This window comes from Ruegeria sp. C5 (assembly GCF_056537605.1).
The window spans coordinates 126,978-145,711 of the sequence record NZ_JBQFRX010000008.1 but is presented as its reverse complement, the minus strand read 5'-3'; the positions used below and the strand labels follow the sequence as shown (position 1 = coordinate 145,711).

Sequence of the window (18,734 nt, the reverse complement as noted above, 5' to 3'; positions counted from 1 at the left end):
CCCAATCAAAAACCTCAGATGCCCCCAGTCTCTCCCGAGCGTCTCCGCAGCTTCCACCGCGTCCCAGCACCTCAGCAGCGCCGGTGAAGGGGTATTTACGGATTAGGTCTGGGACCTGCAACCCCCAATTTGAAAAAACTTCACATTTCCGACCACCTTCTTCTTCACCTTAATAAAAACAACAGGTTAGCTTAACAAATCCACCCGAGAACTCACAAAAAGGAGGTTTATAGAAAGAGAAAGAACAGTCTCTCGGCGGAATCGTACCCAATGCTTGGTACGCGCCCTGAGTCAGGCGCATGAAAACGCCGCCCGACTCTCGTCGGGCGGCGCAATTTACTGCGATGGTTATAGGGTTACTTCAGATCAAAACGATCCGCGTTCATCACCTTGTTCCAGGCCGAGACGAAATCGCAGACAAATTTGCCACCTGCGTCGTCCTGACCATAGACCTCGGCCAGTGCCCGCAGCTGCGAGTTCGACCCAAAGACCAAATCCACGCGGGTACCTGTCCACTTCACGTCACCACTTGCGCGGTCGCGGCCTTCATAGACGCCGTCACCGGATGGTTTCCATTCGGTGCCCATATCCAGCAGGTTCACGAAGAAATCGGTGCTGAGCGTGCCGACCCGTTCGGTCAGCACACCATGAGAAGTTCCGTCAAAGTTTGTGCCCAGCACACGCATCCCACCTACAAGCGCAGTCATCTCCGGTGCCGACAGCGTCAGCAGTTGCGCTTTGTCCACTAGCAGGGCCTCGGCCGGAACCGAGTATTCCTTGTGCAGGTAGTTGCGGAAACCGTCCGCTATCGGTTCCATCACCGCGAAAGACTCGACATCCGTCTGCTCTTGTGAAGCATCGGTGCGACCGGGGCTAAAGGGAACATCAACATCATGACCTGCGGCCTTGGCTGCCTTTTCGATGGCAGCACCACCACCCAAGACAATGAGATCGGCCAATGAGACCTTCTTGCCACCAGACTGCGCGTCATTGAACGCTTTCTGAACGCCTTCCAGCGCATTCAGCGCCTTGGATAGTTTCAGCGGTTCGTTGACCTCCCAATCCTTCTGCGGGGCCAGACGAACGCGCGCACCGTTGGCACCGCCACGCATATCCGATCCCCGGAAGGTCGAGGCCGAAGCCCATGCGGTCGACACCAGATCTGAGACAGACAATCCCGTCGCGAGTATCTTGGCTTTCAGATCGGCTACATCAGCGTCGTCAATAAGCGCGTGATCGACGGCCGGGACGTTGTCTTGCCAAATAAGCTCTTCGCTAGGTGCCTCGGCTCCCAGATAACGCGCACGCGGACCCATGTCGCGGTGGGTCAGTTTGAACCACGCGCGGGCAAAGGCATCGGCAAATTCGTCCGGGTTTTCGTGGAAGCGCTTCGAGATCGGGCCATAGATCGGGTCCATGCGCATCGCCATGTCGGCGGTGGTCATCATAGTCTTGACCTTTTTCGATGGATCACCCGCTGCCGGGGCCATGTCCTCTTCCTTGACCCCAACAGGTTCCCAGATCCACGCGCCCGCTGGGCTCTTGGTCAGGTTCCAGTCGTAGCCAAACAGCAGGTCGAAGTAACCGTTGTCCCACTTGGTCGGGTTTGCGGTCCAGGCACCCTCGATGCCGCTGGTGGTGGTATCATCACCCTTGCCGCTGCCAAAGTCGTTGATCCAGCCAAAGCCCATCGCCTCCATCGGGGCGGCCTCGGGTTCGGGACCGACAAGACCGGGATCACCGGCGCCGTGGGCCTTACCAAAGGTGTGGCCACCCGCAACCAAAGCAACGGTTTCTTCGTCATTCATCGCCATTCGGCCAAAGGTGTCGCGAATATCGCGACCTGAAGCCAAGGCATCTGGCTGACCATCTGGACCTTCGGGATTCACATAGATCAGACCCATTTGCACAGCGGCCAACGGGTTTTCCAGATCACGTTCGCCCGAATAGCGGCTGTGCGGGTTCTCGGTTGGAGCCAGCCATTCGGTCTCGGCACCCCAATAAATGTCTTCCTCAGGAGCCCAGATGTCTTCACGACCACCGGAGAATCCAAATGTTGTGCCGCCCATGGATTCGATCGCGCAGTTGCCCGCCAATATGTAAAGGTCAGCCCACGAGATCTGGTTGCCGTACTTCTGCTTGATCGGCCAAAGCAGACGGCGCGCTTTGTCCAGGTTGCCATTGTCCGGCCAGCTGTTCAGAGGCGCGAACCGCTGATTGCCGGTCGATGCGCCGCCGCGGCCATCTGCCGTGCGGTAGGTGCCCGCTGCGTGCCAGGCCATACGAATGAACAAACCGCCATAGTGACCATAATCTGCGGGCCACCAATCTTGCGAATCTGTCATCAGCGCATACAGGTCTTCCTTCAGTGCCTTCAGGTCGAGCTTCTTGAACTCTTCGGCATAGTCGAATGTCTCGCCCATCGGGTTCGATGCAGGGCTATGCTGATGCAGAATCGACAGGTTCAGTTGGTTCGGCCACCAATCCCGGTTGGACCGGGCCTCGGCGCCATGCATTACCGGGCATTTGCCCATGTTGGGGGTATCACTTCCGTCCATATCGATCTCCAGTCCTGGCTAGATGTGTGCGTCGCGCGGTTAACTTTGAAACGAGAAACAGGGGTCTTGAGTGTTTTTGCGCTCGTCCTTGGCATGGGCGTTACGCGGGATCGCGCAGATCGGCCCTGCCTTCATTGTAGGAAATAGCATTAACGACTCGTTCTTTCTGTTTGGATGTAGATTTAGCAAATCCAAGCCATTCATATAAGTTTTGTTTTTTGATGATATTGATAATCCAGAGCTATCACTTGAACATCTGCGCGCAGCCTGACCCTGAAGCGCGTGATTGCGATTGCACCACCAAGCTTCACCGTGCCTCGCAAGTCGGGCACAAGAGAGAGTGGACGCAAATAAACTTCCGATGATGGCCGCGCATGAAACGACTGAACTGAGTCTAGCGCAAAACGGATTGACCGGCCCAGATTCAGTGGCCACTGACCTTCTTATAAAGGGCCGATTTATAGCCGAAGGGAATTCCCAATACCCCGACAAGCCACCCAACCGTTCGGGCGATCTGGATCAATCGCCGATCTGGTTGGAACGGAAACAGAAGGATTGCCCCTAACAGCGCCAACAAGCGGAAGGGGGTGCTCAAAAACCCCAAGATCGCCTTTGTTGGCTTCTGATCAAGCTTACGGCGCATATGGGTGTTGGACTGGTCCCTTCCCCGGGCGGTCTGATACCAGAATGACAACCTTTCGGGAGGAATGGTCTCGTACACAAAAGCGTCGGGCACCCAGCCGACCGGTAAGCCTGCAGCAACGGTCTCGGCATAGAACTTTGCATCCGTCCCCCCGGTCATCCGCATGGTTTCATCGAACCAAAGGCCGGTTTCGCTGAACAGACGTGTCTCGCCCAGCCAATTGTTGGTCACAATGGTCACGCCGCCCGTATCGTTCAGCGTGGCTTTCTTGGCGGCTGCGTTTTCCTTGTCGAGGTAACGGTTGCTGATATTGCGCAACATCAGCCGCTGAATCGCGGTCTCCTGCCCCGATGGCCCCGCCGCACGAAGCGGAGCGCCCATTAGCACGGCAGAGCTGTTGCGATACCCGGCGACCAACCGTTCAAGCCAATCGACCGCCACCACCTCGTCATCATCGACAAAACAGAGCAGATCCGAGCCATTCTCCAACGCTTCGCGCGCGGCTCGGTTGCGTCCGAACGGGATGCCGAGTTCGGTCTCAAGGACATAGTTCAGACTTGCTCCATTAGGCAGCTTCTCCCCTACTGCCTGCACGGTACCTTCGCTGAGCGCTGAGCTGTCGTTTTCCACCACCAAACATCGCACCGAGCAGTCGGGCGGCAGCTTCATCTCTCCCCAGCTTCGAATCAAAGCAGCCAGCATCTCGGGCCGCTGCCGGGTCAGGGTCGAAACGGTAATGTTCAGCGGGACAGAGCGGTCTTTCATCGAAATCCCATACAATCCGTGCCGGTTTCTTGGCAAGGCGCGGCGATCAAGTGGCATCCTTCTGATGCTGCATCAGTGCTTCCAACCCTACACGGTAGTTCGGATAGAGCAATGAGACGCCCAGTTCATCCTTGATCCGATCATTCCGAACGCGCTTGTTCTCATTATAGAAACTGCGCGCCATCGGAGTCAGATCAGCCTCATCAAACGGAACCGCAGGTGGCATCGGCAGACCTTGCAACTCGGCGGCATAGCCGATCACGTCCTGCGGAGGCACCGGTTCATCATCACAGACATTATAGATCGCACCCGGATTGGGTTTGGCCATCGACGCGATCAAAACTTGTGCGATGTCGTCAACATGAATGCGCGAAAATACCTGGCCCGGCTTGATGATCCGCCGCAACCCTCCGCGTTTCAGCTTTGAAAACGGCCCGCGACCCGGCCCGTAAATCCCTGCCAGTCGGAAGATATGCAAGGGCAGGCCCGGAATGCCGCCCCATTGCTCCTCGGCACGCACGCGCCAACGGCCACGTTCAGCCGTCGGTGTGGCGGGCGTCGTCTCATCCACCCAGCCTCCCTGGTGATCCCCGTAAACGGCTGTGGTCGACAGGTAGCCGACCCATTTGAACTGTCCGATCCGCGCGGCGATCTCATCCTTCAATTCCGCCAGCACCGGATCACCATCGGCTGTGGGTGCTGTAGAGACAAGCAGATGCGTCACCCCATCCAGATCAGGCCGATCCCCCGGCCAGACCCAAGGCTCGGCGCCCGAGTCGCGGATTGTCTCAAGTTGCTGGGAATCACGCGTGGTTCCGATGACCCGCCATGTGGTTGGATCCAGTTGCCTCGATATCGCTCGGGCAGAATAGCCGTGGCCGAAGGAGAATAGTGTCTGTGTCATGGTCCCTTTGATGATCTGCCCGGCACGTGGATGCAAGCGCCGGATGGACGCACTTGATTCGAATCCTCTGATGCGCATTCATTGAGAAATGACCAAAAAGACACCTGACTTGCACGCAGCCTACTCCCTGAAATCGCCCGAGGAGAACAAGCGCCTTTATGCGGAATGGGCAGGGGAATATGACGACAGTTTCGCAGCGCTTGAGGACTATCAACTCCACATCCACACGGCGCGCGCTTTTGTGGGTGCAGGCGGACAAGGCCCGGTATTGGATGTAGGCGCGGGCACGGGGTTATGCGGAGCTATTCTGGCCGGGTTGGGCGTGGGTCCGATCGACGCCACCGATATCAGCGCCGAAATGCTGGACGAGGCGATGCGCAAGGATATCTATCGCGACGCGATCGAAGCCGATCTCAATCAGGGCCTGCCGGTTCCGCGCGGCAGCTATGCCGGTGTCGTCTCGTCCGGAACGTTCACCCATGGCCATCTTGGGCCAGAAGTTTTGCCAGCGCTCTTGCGCGTCGCACGCCACGGTGCGCAGTTCGCCCTGTCGATCAACGCAAAACACTTTGAGGCGCTCGGGTTCGCCGATACCTTCCGCCGCCTCGAAGCGGATCAGATCAGAGACTTATCGTTAACGCAGGTCCGGATTTATGGCGATCTTGCTGCCGGCCCTAACAAAGATGACGTCGCTTTGATCGCGTTGTTTGAGAAAACCTGACCAAAGCTCTGCGTAGGTCATATACGGACCTATGCAGAACTCGGCGGGGCAGAACGCCCTCGTGATCTAAGTATACATCTGCTTCTTGAAAGCCCGTGTCCGCGTTGTCGCCTCGGCTGAACCATCGTGATAAGTGCCGAACCACTTGTCGAACGGAATCTCGGATGTGCCGTAGTTACACTCGAAATACCGGTGATGAAGCTGGTGGAAGAAGTCCCCTGCCCGCGCGGCATCCGTTTCACCAGCCTTCAGCTTTTCGAAACCCGAGTGAGACAGTACCGGGCTGATCTGCTGGAAGTAGGCGTGAAACAGCAGATGCAGCGGATGCGAGGGTACAATCAGATGGATGAAGTAGGTGGTGAAATAGAGAAGGTTTTCATACCAGTGGTTCGATATTCCCGACCATGGTCCGATATTGACGTTACGATGGTGCACAGCATGAACGTGCTTGTAGAGTTTCGGGTGATGTTCCAATCGGTGCACCCAGTAGAAATGAAGCCCTGACCACATCGGGATGAAAAGCATCCAGATCACGAACCAAACGGGGGCCGCGGCCCAGGTTATCACTGGCGCATAGCCATTCGCCATCGCCCAGTAGATCAGCCACTGATAGACCGTCGCCACAGTCATCGCACTTCCCAGCGTCCACCAGATGTTATCCAAAACCTGATTTCGAAAGGTAAACGACCCATTGTCACGTGTCAGATCACGCCGGTCGAATTTCTTGTACATGCCCTGCCCTTTGCGCATGTAAAGCCACCAATGCAGACCTCCTGCTATCATGATCTGAGGCACCATGTTCAGCAGCCAGATACGGAACATCCAGCCGGGCGCGAAACTCTGCATGGTCTCTAATGGAGGTAAAAACACGAAATAGGCGGCAAAAGCCATCACCATGCAAAGCGTCAGCGACGTAAGGGGAAGCCAAGCCCCTTTGTACCAGTTCAGGATAGCCGCAGGACGCGGCGGCCAGTTGAACAAAGGGTTCAAACCGACGGGCCCTTCGGGGCGGTAATTCCATCGGGCGGCTTCTGCATCATGTATATCGGTCATGGCTGAAACTCCTAACAGTGCGCTTCAGGTTGCGTAATCCGAGCCTTCGGCATCCAGAACAGATTTGATTTCGCGTAAATGTGCTTCGGCCTGACCGGGATATTCATCAAGCTCTTGCGCGGTTTTCTCAGCAATCTCATCGGACAGAACGCGCAAAGGTTGCCCGGTTTGAAGAGCACGAATGTACGTTTCTGCGGCGCGTTCAAAATAATAGAGTCTGTTAAAGGCATCTGCCGGACTGTCGCCGATCACCAAAACCCCGTGGTTGCCCATGATCATGACTTTCTTTTTCGGGTCCGACAGCATCGCGGCACAGCGCTCACCTTCGCTTTCAAAAGCCAGACCTCCGAATTCTTCATCGATTACGTAGCGATTGAAGAAAGTTGCGGTGTTCTGATCGATCGGCGGCAAGCTGCTGTCTGCCAGCGAGGCAAGAACCGTCGCAAAAATCGAATGCACGTGCATCACGCAGCGCGCATGCGGGCAATGGCGGTGGATCGATCCGTGGAGCCCCCAAGCCGTCGGATCCGGTGCGCCGGGCTGGTCCATGACATCTTTGTCATTGGCATCAAGCAGCAGCAGATTTGACGCCTTGATACGCGCGAAATGCATCTGATTGGCATTCATCAGGAACTGCGTGCCGTCTTCGTTCACCGCAAGGCTGAAATGGTTCGCCACCCCTTCATGCATGTTCAACCGTTCGGTCCAGCGGAATGCGGCGGCCATGTCCACGCGTTCGGACCAATGATCGATGTTGGGACGCAGGTTTGTAACGCTCATGCCGGGCTCCTTCGCTTGTCAATTGACTTCTGGGAAATCGTGCCTTCACCGCAAACGTTTGACCAACGAAAAAAACATGCCTAGTTCATTAGTAAAACTACTGGCAGAGTTATGAGCATGCAGAAATCACTTCCACCGCTCGGCTGGCTACGCACATTTGAAGCGGCGGCCCGTCATTTGTCATTCACGGGGGCGGCGCGGGATTTGAACATGACGCAAAGCGCAGTCAGCCAGCAAATCAAATCACTAGAGGGCTATTTGGGTCAGCCATTATTCCTACGTCGTCCGCGTGCATTGGAGCTGACCGAAGCTGGTATCACCTATCTGCCGGTCGTGCGTGAAGCCTTTCGAACTCTGGTAAGGGGGACACAAGCCGTCACGGGCGCACAACAAAACGCGGTTCAGGTCCAGAGCAATATCACATTTGCCGTCAACTGGCTGGCTCCGCGCCTACCCCGGTTTCGGGAACTGCATCCGGATGTACATCTGAATATCTTCACTGAACTGTGGGAGCCTCGCGAAATGGCCGAAGGCGCGGCGGTGGAAATCCGCTATTCGCTGCGCCCAGCCGATACGGTGCGAACGGAATTGCTACGGACAGATCACTACTATCCTGTCTGTGCCCCCGACTTCCCGGTGACGCTGGAAACTCTGCAGGAACAGCCCCTGTTCGACTGTTCAAATTTGTTGTCGAATTGGGAGAGCTGGATCACAGATCAGGGCCTAACTTGGGGGAAACCTAAGGTAACCTATTCGACGACCTATCTGGTCAGCCTGTCGGTTGCGATGGCCGGAGGAGGCTTGTGTTTAGCCCACGACATGATCGCAAAACGGTTGATTGAAGAAGGCCGCCTGATCGCGCCGTTCAACCATCGCGCTACTATGCCCGAGGCCTATTATCTATTGCTATCGCCCCAAGCCGAGGAAACGCCGGGCGCGTTGGCGTTTGTCGACTGGCTGCGCGCGGAGATTGAAGCCGATCGCCACAACTAATCGCGGGTCGCTCCCGCCCATCTTTGATGCCCTTTGGGCATCTCCTCTGGTTGGGCGTGGCAGCGCTGGCGCGCTGCGGATGGCAGGTTTTGTGATGATTCCATGATACCTTAATAGTGGGGGTTGCACCTTGCGCCGCATTCGGGAAAGTTGGGCCATGGAATACACTCCCTTCCCAAGTTGGCCCGATACCGCCCCTCGTCTCATTGCTGTTGCTGCTGGCCGCGAGGCTGCCGATTTGGTGATCCGTGGCGGCGTCTGGGTCAATGTGCATAGCCGCGAAACCCTGCCTGACCATGACGTGGCGATCGCTGCGGGGCGCGTTGCTTTTGTGGGGCCGGACGCCGCGCATTGTATCGGTCCTGAGACTCAGATCATCGAGGCGCACGGTCGCTATTTGGTGCCGGGGTTATGCGACGCACATATGCATATCGAATCTGGTATGTTGACCCCGGCAGAATTTGCCCGCGCAGTCACTCCGCATGGGACGACTTCGATGTTCACCGACCCGCATGAGATCGCCAATGTGATGGGGTTGGAAGGCGTACGCCTGATGCATGACGAAGCGCTGATGCAGCCGGTGAACATCTTCACCCAGATGCCGTCCTGTGCACCCTCAGCACCGGGGCTTGAGACCACAGGGTATGAGATCACCGCCGAGGATGTGGTTGAGGCGATGTCTTGGCCCGGTATCATCGGACTGGGCGAGATGATGAACTTTCCCGGAGTCATTCATGGCGATCCGAAGATGTTGGCAGAGATCGCGGCCACACAACGCGCCGGTAAAACAGTTGGCGGGCACTATGCTTCGCCAGATTTAGGGCCTGAATTTGCCGCTTACGTCGCTGGTGGCCCTGCGGATGATCATGAAGGCACCTGCGAGGCCGACGCCATCGCACGTGTCCGTCAGGGAATGCGGTCAATGATGCGGTTGGGGTCGGCTTGGTATGATGTCGAAAGCCAGATTACTGCGGTGACTGAAAAAGGGCTGGACCCGCGCAACTTCATCTTGTGCACCGACGACTGCCATTCGGGAACGCTGGTAAATGACGGACACATGAACCGCGTAGTGCGACATGCGATTGCCTGTGGTTGCGATCCTCTGATTGCGCTGCAAATGGCGACGATCAACACGGCGACCCATTTTGGGTTGGAACGCGAGATCGGCTCGATTACACCCGGGCGGCGCGCTGACATTATCCTGAGTTCTGATCTGGTAGAGCTTCCGATCGAAACCGTAGTCGCGCGCGGTCAGATTGTGGCTGAAAACGGGACGGTAACGGTCGAATGCCCGCATCTGAACTGGCCCGCTAAGGCGCGAAACACCGTACACCTAGGGCATGCGTTGACCTCGACAGACTTTGAAATCGCAGCCCCTGCCGGAGCGAATCGTGTCACGGCCAACGTGATCGGGGTGGTTGAAAATCAGGCCCCAACGCAAGCGTTGAAATCCGAGCTGCCGATTATCGAAGGGCTTGTTGAAGGCGAAGGCGACGTGTGCCAGATCGCATTGGTCGAACGGCATCGCGCCACGGGGGGTGTGACTAACGCCTTTGTCTCGGGCTTTGGGTATCAAGGCAAAATGGCCATGGCCTCGACCGTTGCGCATGACAGCCACCATATGATTGTTGTCGGCACCGACCGTGAACAGATGGCGCTGGCCACGAACAGGCTGGCCGAAGTGGGCGGAGGCATCACAATCTTTCGCGATGGCGAGGAACTGGCCTTGGTGGAACTGCCCATCGCAGGCTTGATGTCCGACAACCCAGCGACTGAGGTTGCCGCCAAAGCGGAACAAATGGTCGAGGCGATGAAGACCTGCGGCTGTCAGCTTAACAACGCATATATGCAGCATTCTCTGCTGGCCCTGGTTGTGATTCCTGAACTGCGGATCTCGGACCTTGGGCTGGTGGATGTACGTACATTCGAAAAGATCGACCTTCTGGAACCCCTTGCATGACTACTATCCGAACACCTGACGTTCCCAACCCCGAGAAATTTAGCGATCCGCTTGCAGCTGTCGCACGTTTAGAAGAGCTCTATGAACAGGCGACAAAATTCCTGTGCGATAGGTTTGCAAATGCACTTAAGAACGGCGCTCCTACCGAGAGGTTTCGGGCGTTCTACCCCGAAATCCGGATCAGGACCTCGTCTTACGCGCAGGTCGACAGCCGGCTGAGCTTCGGTCACGTGTCCGAGCCGGGCACGCACGCCACGACAGTGACGCGCCCCGATCTGTTCCGGTCCTACCTTACCCAGCAAATCGCGCTATTGATCAAGAACCACGATCAGCCGGTCACAATCGGAGCTTCGGAAACGCCGATCCCGGTCCATTTCGCTGTCGCCAATAACCCGGATCTGGTTGTCCCGCATCAGGGTGCAGCTGGGTTCACTCTGCGCGATGCGTTCGATGTACCGGACCTGAATACAACAAACGACGATATCGTGAATGGCGTGCACGAGCTGGAAAACGAAGCGGGACCCCTTGCGCTCTTCACAGCCCAGCGGGTGGACTATTCGCTTGCACGACTGTCGCATTATACGGCGACTGACCCCGGCCATTTCCAAAACCACGTGCTGTTCACCAACTATCAGTTCTATGTCTCGGAATTTGAGAGCTACGCACGGGCGCAACTCGCTGATCCCGACAGCGGCTATACCAGCTTTGTCTCGACCGGGAATGTTGAGATCACGGACGCCGAAGCCGTACTGGAACAGCCCCTTAAACTGCCGCAAATGCCAACCTACCACCTGAAACGCGCGGATGGGTCTGGGATTACGCTGGTCAATATCGGTGTCGGGCCATCGAATGCCAAAACGGCCACCGACCACATTGCGGTTCTGCGCCCGCACGCCTGGTTGATGGTCGGCCACTGCGCCGGTCTGCGCAACACGCAGGCGCTTGGGGATTTCGTACTGGCACATGCCTACCTGCGCGAGGACAAAGTGCTGGACGACGACCTGCCCGTCTGGGTGCCGATCCCACCGCTGGCCGAAGTCCAGGTCGCGCTGGAACAGGCTGTGGCCGAGGTAACCGAGTTGGAAGGCTACGAGCTGAAACGTATCATGCGAACAGGTACAGTCGCCTCAGTCGATAACCGCAATTGGGAGCTTCGCGATCAGTCCGGCCCGGTGCAACGGCTCAGCCAGTCCCGTGCGATTGCGCTGGATATGGAAAGTGCAACAATCGCAGCCAACGGTTATCGGTTCCGGGTTCCTTACGGCACCTTGCTGTGCGTCTCGGATAAGCCCTTGCATGGTGAATTAAAGCTTCCCGGCATGGCTTCGGCGTTCTATACCACTCAGGTCAGTCGTCATCTGGCGATCGGAATCCGGGCGATGGAGCACTTGCGCGGCATGCCGTTGGAACGGTTACACAGCCGGAAATTGCGTTCGTTCGACGAAACGGCCTTTCTCTGAAGCAAAAAAGCAACGAATTTCCCCTATTTTTGGGGTTTTTAGTGCTACTATTCGTTGTGTTCAGCCACAATATCCCGTTACAGTTACGCGGTGAGGCCCTATAGATCGGGCACGTTAAGGAGACCAAGAAATGGCAAAGCCTATGACAAAGACTCAGCTGGTGGCTGCTCTCGCTGAGGAAATGGGAACTGACAAGAAATCCGCAAATGCCGCGCTGGAGGCCATGACCGGCCTGATCACTCGCGAAGTTTCGGCCGGTGGTGCCGTCACCCTGCCCGGCGTTGGCAAAATCTACTGCCGCGAGCGCCCCGAGCGCATGGTGCGCAACCCCGCCACCGGCGAGCAGTTCAAGAAAGAAGCCGACAAAGTGGTCAAAATGACCATCGCGAAAGCTCTGAAAGACAGCGTCAACGGCTAATTCGCCGAAGACAGATCACAAGATCGAAGGGGTCGCCACCTGGCGGCCCTTTTACTTTGCTTGAACAAGCCATTCAAACATCTGATTGATATTGAGTTTTCACTACTATCTCCATAGTTGTGTCATATTCCTCATCCACTCGCTCAATGGGAAGTATTATTGAGGAATCTCGACTTATGGCACGATATCAAACCACTGAATTTGATACAGAAAATCAATTCGACTGGGCGAGCATTCAATACACGATTGAAGACGATGTTGTCGTTGCAACGCGGACGACTTTTGATGCCGGATACGAGGTCTTCGGGACTTACGAAGACGGCGTTTTGCGTCAGGAATTTTATGTCGGAACAGAAGAGGCATTGGGCTTTGATAATCGGTTCATTGACTATGACGCCAATGGCATAATGACCGAACGCGGAACGGTTTATCCAGACAGTATCCGCGTGACCGAGACCTTTCAAAATGGTGTTCCGAATGAGATTGTCATCCAAGATGGGTTTTTCGGAGACGGTGCAAAACCCTGGGACCAGATCGTTCTACGCTATGATGCGTCGGGCAATATCATAGGCCGCACGATAACAAACGATAATGGTGCCCAGACGGTTGAAGCCTTCGCGCCCGGTCATTTCAGTACTGTTCAGGACTTTCTACAAACCAAATCCTGGGATCGGATCGACACGTTCTTCGATGTCAACGGAGAGACAACCGGACGGACGACCACCTATGACAATGGAATTGTCAAACAGGAAACGTGGACAGACGGACAGCGTAGCAACGTAACGCAGACAGACGGAAGCGACATAAAGTCGTGGGAAACCATCAGCACCTCATTTGATGGCAGTGGAAAGATATCTGAAAAGACAACGACATATGACAACGGTGTCGCGAAGCACGAGGTCTGGTCAAATGGCCAGCGCGTCAGCATCAGCCAGACTGATGAGCTGGATGCGAAATCCTGGGATTCGATCACGACCGCCTATCAGGACGGACAAATCTCGGAACGTCGGCTGGAGAAAGATAATGGGGACGTAACCGTTACACTTTATGCGGATGGAAAACGTTCTGACGTGCTGCAACTGGACGGGGACGACAGTGCTTCTTGGGCATTGAAAGTCACCAGCTATCCAGACGCAGCCGGGAAAGAGATTTCTTTGTATGAAAAGGTCGAGGACATCCCTGAATCCTTGTTCCAATACTTCCCGGAACTGACCCCGCCTGACCCGCTTGAAGAGTTCGTGCTGGATTTCAATGACGGAACCCGCATCAAAGACAATGATCAGGTGCTGAATGGTGTATTTATTGCAAGTGTTAGCAAAGGGCAGAGCAACACTGATGGCATTCTAACCCCATACGAATACGGTGGCTCAAACCCCGACCCCGACCTGGAGGCATTCAATTCCTGGGGGGCAACGGTTGGCTTCTCCAAAAGCGATGGCGAAGAATTCAACTTCAACAGCGTTTCCTTGGCCAATGCTTCCAGATCGGACACCACGTGTATTCCTGAATCGAACTGGGCAAACCAAGTCACAATCAATGCCTATAATGGCGATGAGCTGGTGCACTCCGCAGAGGTCGATCTGACATTCGATCACGTCACACACGAGTTTGACTGGCGCGATATTGATCACGTCGAGTTCGTTGCATCGGGAGGTGAAATTACCAATGACCATGTCGAGAACGCGGGTTGGTTCTCGATGGACGATCTTAGCTTTTTCGCCTGAATCAAGCGACAAGCTGAATCATAATGATGAGCAGCGCTTTTCTACAAAAAGCTCTGCTCATTCTCATTGCGCGCAAGCTCATTGATGCCAACTATCGGGCGACCCCGCTATTCGACGCAATGGGTCCTTGCAGCTCATGTTAAAATCAGGAACAGTCGCCCGAATTTCATCAGGAGGCCGTAATGGACCTGCGCGCCATCGCCATGGGGCTTGTTTTCGCCCTCATCTGGTCTTCGGCCTTCAGCTCGGCGCGGATCATCGTTGCCGATGCCTCGCCTTTGTTCTCGTTGGCGCTGCGATTTCTGATTTCGGGACTAATGGGCGTGGCGATCGCACGCGCCATGGGGCAAAGCTGGCGCCTGACTCGCAACCAATGGCGCGCCACTATTCTGTTCGGAATCTGCCAAAATGCCCTTTATTTGGGTCTAAACTTCTATGCGATGCAGACAGTCGAGGCTTCGGTCGCGGCGATCATCGCCTCGACTATGCCCCTGCTGGTAGCCCTAGCCGGCTGGCTGCTATTGGGTGAGCGGATACGCCCGCTGGGCATCGTCGGCTTGCTGGCAGGTTTTGTCGGTGTCGCGCTGATCATGGGTAGCCGGATTAACGCTGGTGTCGATCTGTTCGGGGTTCTGCTCTGCGGAATCGGGGCGCTGGCGCTGACCTTTGCCACCTTGGCTGTTCGGGGGGCGACTTCGGGCGGTAACTTCATGATGGTGGTTGGGCTGCAGATGCTTATCGGATCGGCGGTGCTGTTTCTCGCCGCCCCGGTGTTCGAGTCTATTCATATCCACGCCACACTGCCTTTTATGCTGGCTTTCACCTACACCACGTTATTCCCGGGCCTTCTGGCAACTTTCATCTGGTTCCTGCTACTGGATCGCATCGGCCCGATCCGTGCAGCAACGTTCCATTTCCTCAACCCGGTATTCGGCGTGACCATCGCCGCCATTTTACTGGGTGAGAAGCTGGGCCCATTGGATGCGGTGGGGGTTCTGATCACAACACTGGGTATTCTTGCCGTACAGCTGTCGCGCGAGCCCGGTCAGCGCAGCAACGCCTCGACCTGATCTATCAAATTAGGCGCATTTGGCTTGGTGCTTGACCCATAGGTGGCAACGACCTCACCCTCGGGGCCAATAAGCACTTTGTTAAAGTTCCATTTCGGGACAAAGCCAGTCTGCGCAGCAACAGCTCGGTAAAACGGATGGGCATCCAAACCTTTCACTGGAGTGATATCCGTCATCGGAAGCGTAAGGTCATAATTTAGTTCGCAAAAATTCTTGACCTCTTTCGACGACGCCAGCTCTTGTTTGAACGAATTCGACGGGACCGCCAGTACCACCAGCCCGCGTTCTTCATATGTTTCGTGCAGCTCCTGCAACGCTGCGTATTGTCCGGTAAAGCCGCAAAGTGACGCCGTGTTGACCACAAGCACGGGCTGTCCGCGCCAGTCTTCCAGTGATATTGTCCCACCATCGATTGATGAAAATTCGCCCGTCAGTGGTGCCGCCTGAAGGGCTTTGCCCAACAAGATCAGAGCAGTCAACAGAGCCATACGGAACATCACTTCACCTCCTGTTATAAATCATACGCGCCGTGCATTCGTTTGGATCAACTGCACAGACCCGCGAGCGCGCTGTAATATGGTTTTGATTCCTGCGCATCTATGCCCAAATAGGACATCATCATTCAAACACCGGAGGATCCATGTCCCGTTATACCAAAGACCCCGAGGTCATTGCGGCCCTCTCACCTGAAGAATTTCACGTCACCCAGCGCAGCGGCACCGAACGCCCGGGCACTGGCAAGCTGTTGAACAACAAGGAACCGGGCATCTACGTGGATATCGTCTCGGGCGAGCCGTTGTTCGCCTCGACCCACAAATACGAATCCGGCTGCGGCTGGCCCAGTTTCACCAAGCCAATCATACATGAACATGTCGAAGAGTTTCGCGACACCACTCATGGCATGATCCGGACCGAGGTCCGCTCGAAACACGGCGACAGCCACCTGGGCCACGTGTTTCCCGATGGCCCCCGCGAACATGGCGGGCTACGCTATTGCATCAATTCCGCCTCGCTGCGGTTCATTCATCGCGACGAGATGGAGGCCGAAGGGTATGGCGAATTTCTGATCCATGTGGAGGATATCTGATGACCGATGAACGCGCCGTTCTGGCCGGAGGCTGCTTTTGGGGCATGCAGGACCTGATCCGCAAACTGCCCGGCGTCTCGCGCACCCGCGTCGGATACACCGGCGGCGATGTGCCAAACGCAACTTATCGCAACCACGGCACCCATGCTGAAGGGATCGAAATCTGGTTCGACCCGACCCAGATCACCTATCGCGATCTGCTAGAGTTCTTTTTCCAGATCCACGACCCGACTACCCTGAATCGTCAGGGCAATGACCGCGGAATGAGTTATCGCTCGGCGATCTACTATGTGGACGATGCCCAGAAACAGGTGGCCGAAGATACAATTGCCGATGTCAACGCCAGCGGCATTTGGCCCGGCAATGTGGTGACCGAAGTCGAACCCGTCGGCGATTTCTGGGAAGCCGAGCCCGAGCATCAAGATTACCTAGAGCGCATCCCCAACGGATACACCTGCCATTTCCCGCGCCCGGACTGGGTGCTGCCAAAACGCTCCAGTGCGGCAGAATGATATGCGCGGTAGCCCCTTGCGGGGCTATCCGACCGCCACCCGAGGTCGTCCGCTCGCTTCAACCGTGATCAACGCTTCGACGAATACCTCTTGCGCCTCAATCTTGGCGGTGCGGATATCGCGGTCGACTGTCACGCGTATATCCTCGGCACCTGCTTGGCGCACCGCGCCCTCAGCCTCGTTGCGCAGCACCTCTTCAAGCAGCTGCAGAGCGGAATTCGAGTCCGAGAAATCCTGCGGCCCCTCTTCCAGATGTACCCGATAGCGGCCTTCGGCCGGGGACGTAACTGAACCGGCCCGCCGAAGGGTCAGCCGCCCGACAACCGCACCGATGGCATTTGCAACACCGGCATGCTCTGGCAGGACCATCTTGCAATGCAACCGCTCTCCGACTGCCGGGTAATAGCTGGGGGCCGAAGCCCCAAGGCCCACTACATCCACATTCAGCGCGGCATCCAATGCCAACAACCCACGGTGTTTCGCCAGCCCGCGCTGCGTCAGAACATGCCGGGCCAGATCTCTTGCAGGCTGGTCAAACCCATGGCTTTCCTCGGCAAAAGCAGTCTCTAATAAGGTCAATGAGGTTTGTTTCGTCAACTGATCGACAATGAGCTGAGCCAGCGCTTCAGGCGATGCTGCCAGCTTGTCCCCTGATCCAACCCGCTTACGCGCCATCAGTTCCAGCGCCTTGAGCGCTGCCGAGCAGTCCCAATCCGCAAGCCGCCCCAGAGCATGGCTGGCATCCGAAGGGGTGACACCCGAGACCTGTACGATCCCGCGATCCACCAAACGACCCAGTGCCCCATGCTCCATCCGGGCTTGCAACAGACTGCTGAGCGGCACAACACGATCCTCCAACCGGTCCAGTAACACTGATTCACGCGGCCCGACCCCATCGGCGGGGATACCCGACACACGACGGGCAAACCTCGTGTCATGTTCACCTACGGTCGTCGCCCGCAATTGCTCATCCAATGCCGCATGTACCACATCCGGGGCCTCAGCTGCGATCAGCGACACCGGCAGCACCCGACGCGGCCCAAGGAAGACACCGCCGCCCAAGCCTTCGGTCACCACATGCACCTGACTGTCACCGCCCAAACCATGAGTCCGCATCGCAACCGCTTCAACCATGGTCCGGAAACCGCCAACCTGCGCGCCTGCGGGGTCGATGGCAGGTTTGCCATCTCTGATCAGCGCGACGTCGGTCGTAGTCCCGCCGATATCGGACACCAGCGCGTTCTCAACATCAGTCAGCCAGCGCGCGCCAACGATAGAGGCCGCAGGGCCACTTAGGATCGTTTCAATCGGACGCTCCCGCGCCTGCTCGGCGCTCATCAAAGCGCCATCCCCGCGCACAACCATCATTGGGGCGGTGATGCCCTGCGCGCGCAACTGATCCTGCGCGCGCCCGATCAAGCGGTCGATCATCCCGATCAATCGTGCATTCAGCACGGCGGTCACCGCACGCTTTGGCCCATTCAGCTTGGCCGACAGATGATGAGAGCACGTGACCGGCACTCCCGTTCGCTCGGAAATCACGCGCGCCACTTCCAGTTCATGCGCCGGATTCCTGGTCGCGAACTGTGCCGCAACCGCATAGCCGGAAATGCCTGAATGTGAGTCTAAAAAGGCCTCTAGCCCTGCAACATCCAATTCGGCGACCTGACCCCCGGCATGGTTGTGCCCCCCGGTCAGTACCAAAGCCGGATCGCCCTTCAACGCCTCTCTTAGACCGTGTTTCTCAAGGTCGCTTTCCCGAAACCCGACATAGATCAACGCCACGCGCCCGCCCTGGCCTTCGACCAACGCATTGGTGGCCAGCGTTGTCGATAACGATGCCATCCCAATCTGATCCGGAGACACATCAGCCGTCTCCAGCACGGCAGAAACCGCGCGGCCCACACCAATCGCTAGATCCGCTCGCGTGGTCAGCGATTTGGCCGACGCGATCACCTCGCGCTCATCCCGGATCAGCACCGCATCCGTATAGGTTCCGCCCGTATCCACCCCCAAAGCCAACGCCATCGGGTCCTCCATCTGTTCGCCAGAACCGGGTGTAGCGTTTTCCTGCGGCGCGTCCAGC

The 18,734-nt window shown here is 56.7% G+C and carries 16 protein-coding genes; 9 read left to right on the top strand and 7 right to left on the bottom strand.

The features are described 5' to 3' along the window. Positions 1-356: 356 nt before the first annotated feature. The 3 genes from katG to ACR0AW_RS19690 all read right to left on the bottom strand — a co-directional run bounded on the left by katG (position 357) and on the right by ACR0AW_RS19690 (position 4,870). The gene (katG, locus tag ACR0AW_RS19700) at positions 357-2,558 is read right to left on the bottom strand and encodes a catalase/peroxidase HPI (RefSeq protein ID WP_170613452.1); all 2,202 of its coding nucleotides are present in this window, start codon (positions 2,556-2,558) and stop codon (positions 357-359) included. 424 nt (positions 2,559-2,982) lie between these two features. After that, a complete protein-coding gene (locus ACR0AW_RS19695) occupies positions 2,983-3,966 on the bottom strand; it encodes a glycosyltransferase (RefSeq protein WP_170734102.1) in 984 nt (327 codons plus the stop codon). A gap of 46 nt (positions 3,967-4,012) precedes the next feature. After that, positions 4,013-4,870: an SDR family oxidoreductase gene (locus ACR0AW_RS19690; RefSeq protein WP_170408734.1), complete on the bottom strand. Its 858-nt coding sequence runs from the start codon at positions 4,868-4,870 to the stop codon at positions 4,013-4,015. A gap of 88 nt (positions 4,871-4,958) precedes the next feature. On the opposite strand from ACR0AW_RS19690, the gene ACR0AW_RS19685 reads away from it, so the two are divergent. After that, positions 4,959-5,591 (top strand): class I SAM-dependent DNA methyltransferase, encoded by a 633-nt coding sequence (locus ACR0AW_RS19685; RefSeq protein WP_170408735.1) that lies wholly within the window; start codon positions 4,959-4,961, stop codon positions 5,589-5,591. A 66-nt stretch (positions 5,592-5,657) separates the two neighbouring features. Here ACR0AW_RS19685 and ACR0AW_RS19680 read toward each other — a convergent pair whose 3' ends face one another. Further along, complete coding sequence (locus tag ACR0AW_RS19680; protein WP_170426230.1) at positions 5,658-6,644, bottom strand: sterol desaturase family protein; 987 nt, start codon at positions 6,642-6,644, stop codon at positions 5,658-5,660. A gap of 24 nt (positions 6,645-6,668) precedes the next feature. Further along, positions 6,669-7,424: a class II aldolase and adducin N-terminal domain-containing protein gene (locus tag ACR0AW_RS19675; RefSeq protein WP_170426232.1), complete on the bottom strand. Its 756-nt coding sequence runs from the start codon at positions 7,422-7,424 to the stop codon at positions 6,669-6,671. Positions 7,425-7,541: 117 nt separating this feature from the next. On the opposite strand from ACR0AW_RS19675, the gene ACR0AW_RS19670 reads away from it, so the two are divergent. From ACR0AW_RS19670 to ACR0AW_RS19645, 6 genes are all read left to right on the top strand, one after another. Beyond that, entirely contained in the window at positions 7,542-8,417 is an 876-nt protein-coding gene (locus ACR0AW_RS19670) for a LysR substrate-binding domain-containing protein (protein WP_170734101.1), read from the top strand. Positions 8,418-8,574: 157 nt separating this feature from the next. Continuing rightward, positions 8,575-10,377, top strand: coding sequence for an adenine deaminase (gene ade, locus ACR0AW_RS19665; protein ID WP_170734100.1), 1,803 nt, complete (start codon positions 8,575-8,577; stop codon positions 10,375-10,377). Continuing rightward, positions 10,374-11,837: an AMP nucleosidase gene (locus tag ACR0AW_RS19660; protein ID WP_170399140.1), complete on the top strand. Its 1,464-nt coding sequence runs from the start codon at positions 10,374-10,376 to the stop codon at positions 11,835-11,837. The genes ade and ACR0AW_RS19660 overlap by 4 nt, the downstream gene beginning before the upstream one ends. Positions 11,838-11,967: 130 nt before the next feature. Next, positions 11,968-12,255, top strand: coding sequence for an HU family DNA-binding protein (locus tag ACR0AW_RS19655; RefSeq protein WP_010442901.1), 288 nt, complete (start codon positions 11,968-11,970; stop codon positions 12,253-12,255). A 176-nt stretch (positions 12,256-12,431) separates the two neighbouring features. Beyond that, positions 12,432-13,979, top strand: coding sequence for a hypothetical protein (locus ACR0AW_RS19650; RefSeq protein WP_170734099.1), 1,548 nt, complete (start codon positions 12,432-12,434; stop codon positions 13,977-13,979). 182 nt (positions 13,980-14,161) lie between these two features. Then, the gene (locus ACR0AW_RS19645; protein WP_170426241.1) at positions 14,162-15,049 is read left to right on the top strand and encodes a DMT family transporter; all 888 of its coding nucleotides are present in this window, start codon (positions 14,162-14,164) and stop codon (positions 15,047-15,049) included. On the opposite strand, the gene ACR0AW_RS19640 is transcribed toward ACR0AW_RS19645, so the two are convergent. Continuing rightward, positions 15,025-15,546 carry a glutathione peroxidase gene (locus tag ACR0AW_RS19640; RefSeq protein ID WP_170598604.1) on the bottom strand — a complete coding sequence of 174 codons (522 nt, stop codon included), beginning with the start codon at positions 15,544-15,546 and terminating at the stop codon, positions 15,025-15,027. The genes ACR0AW_RS19645 and ACR0AW_RS19640 overlap by 25 nt on opposite strands. A gap of 143 nt (positions 15,547-15,689) precedes the next feature. Between ACR0AW_RS19640 and msrB the strand changes: the two genes are divergently transcribed. Together msrB and msrA are read left to right on the top strand one after the other, a co-directional pair. Continuing rightward, on the top strand, positions 15,690-16,136 hold the full coding sequence (gene msrB / locus ACR0AW_RS19635) for a peptide-methionine (R)-S-oxide reductase MsrB (RefSeq protein ID WP_170399151.1): 447 nt from the start codon (positions 15,690-15,692) through the stop codon (positions 16,134-16,136). Continuing rightward, a complete protein-coding gene (gene msrA / locus ACR0AW_RS19630; RefSeq protein WP_170408742.1) occupies positions 16,136-16,648 on the top strand; it encodes a peptide-methionine (S)-S-oxide reductase MsrA in 513 nt (170 codons plus the stop codon). The genes msrB and msrA overlap by 1 nt, the downstream gene beginning before the upstream one ends. Before the next feature lie 24 nt (positions 16,649-16,672). Here the strand turns inward: msrA and ACR0AW_RS19625 are convergent, their stop codons facing one another. Further along, on the bottom strand, positions 16,673-18,676 hold the full coding sequence (locus ACR0AW_RS19625) for a hydantoinase/oxoprolinase family protein (RefSeq protein ID WP_480439487.1): 2,004 nt from the start codon (positions 18,674-18,676) through the stop codon (positions 16,673-16,675). Between the last annotated feature and the right edge of the window lie 58 nt (positions 18,677-18,734).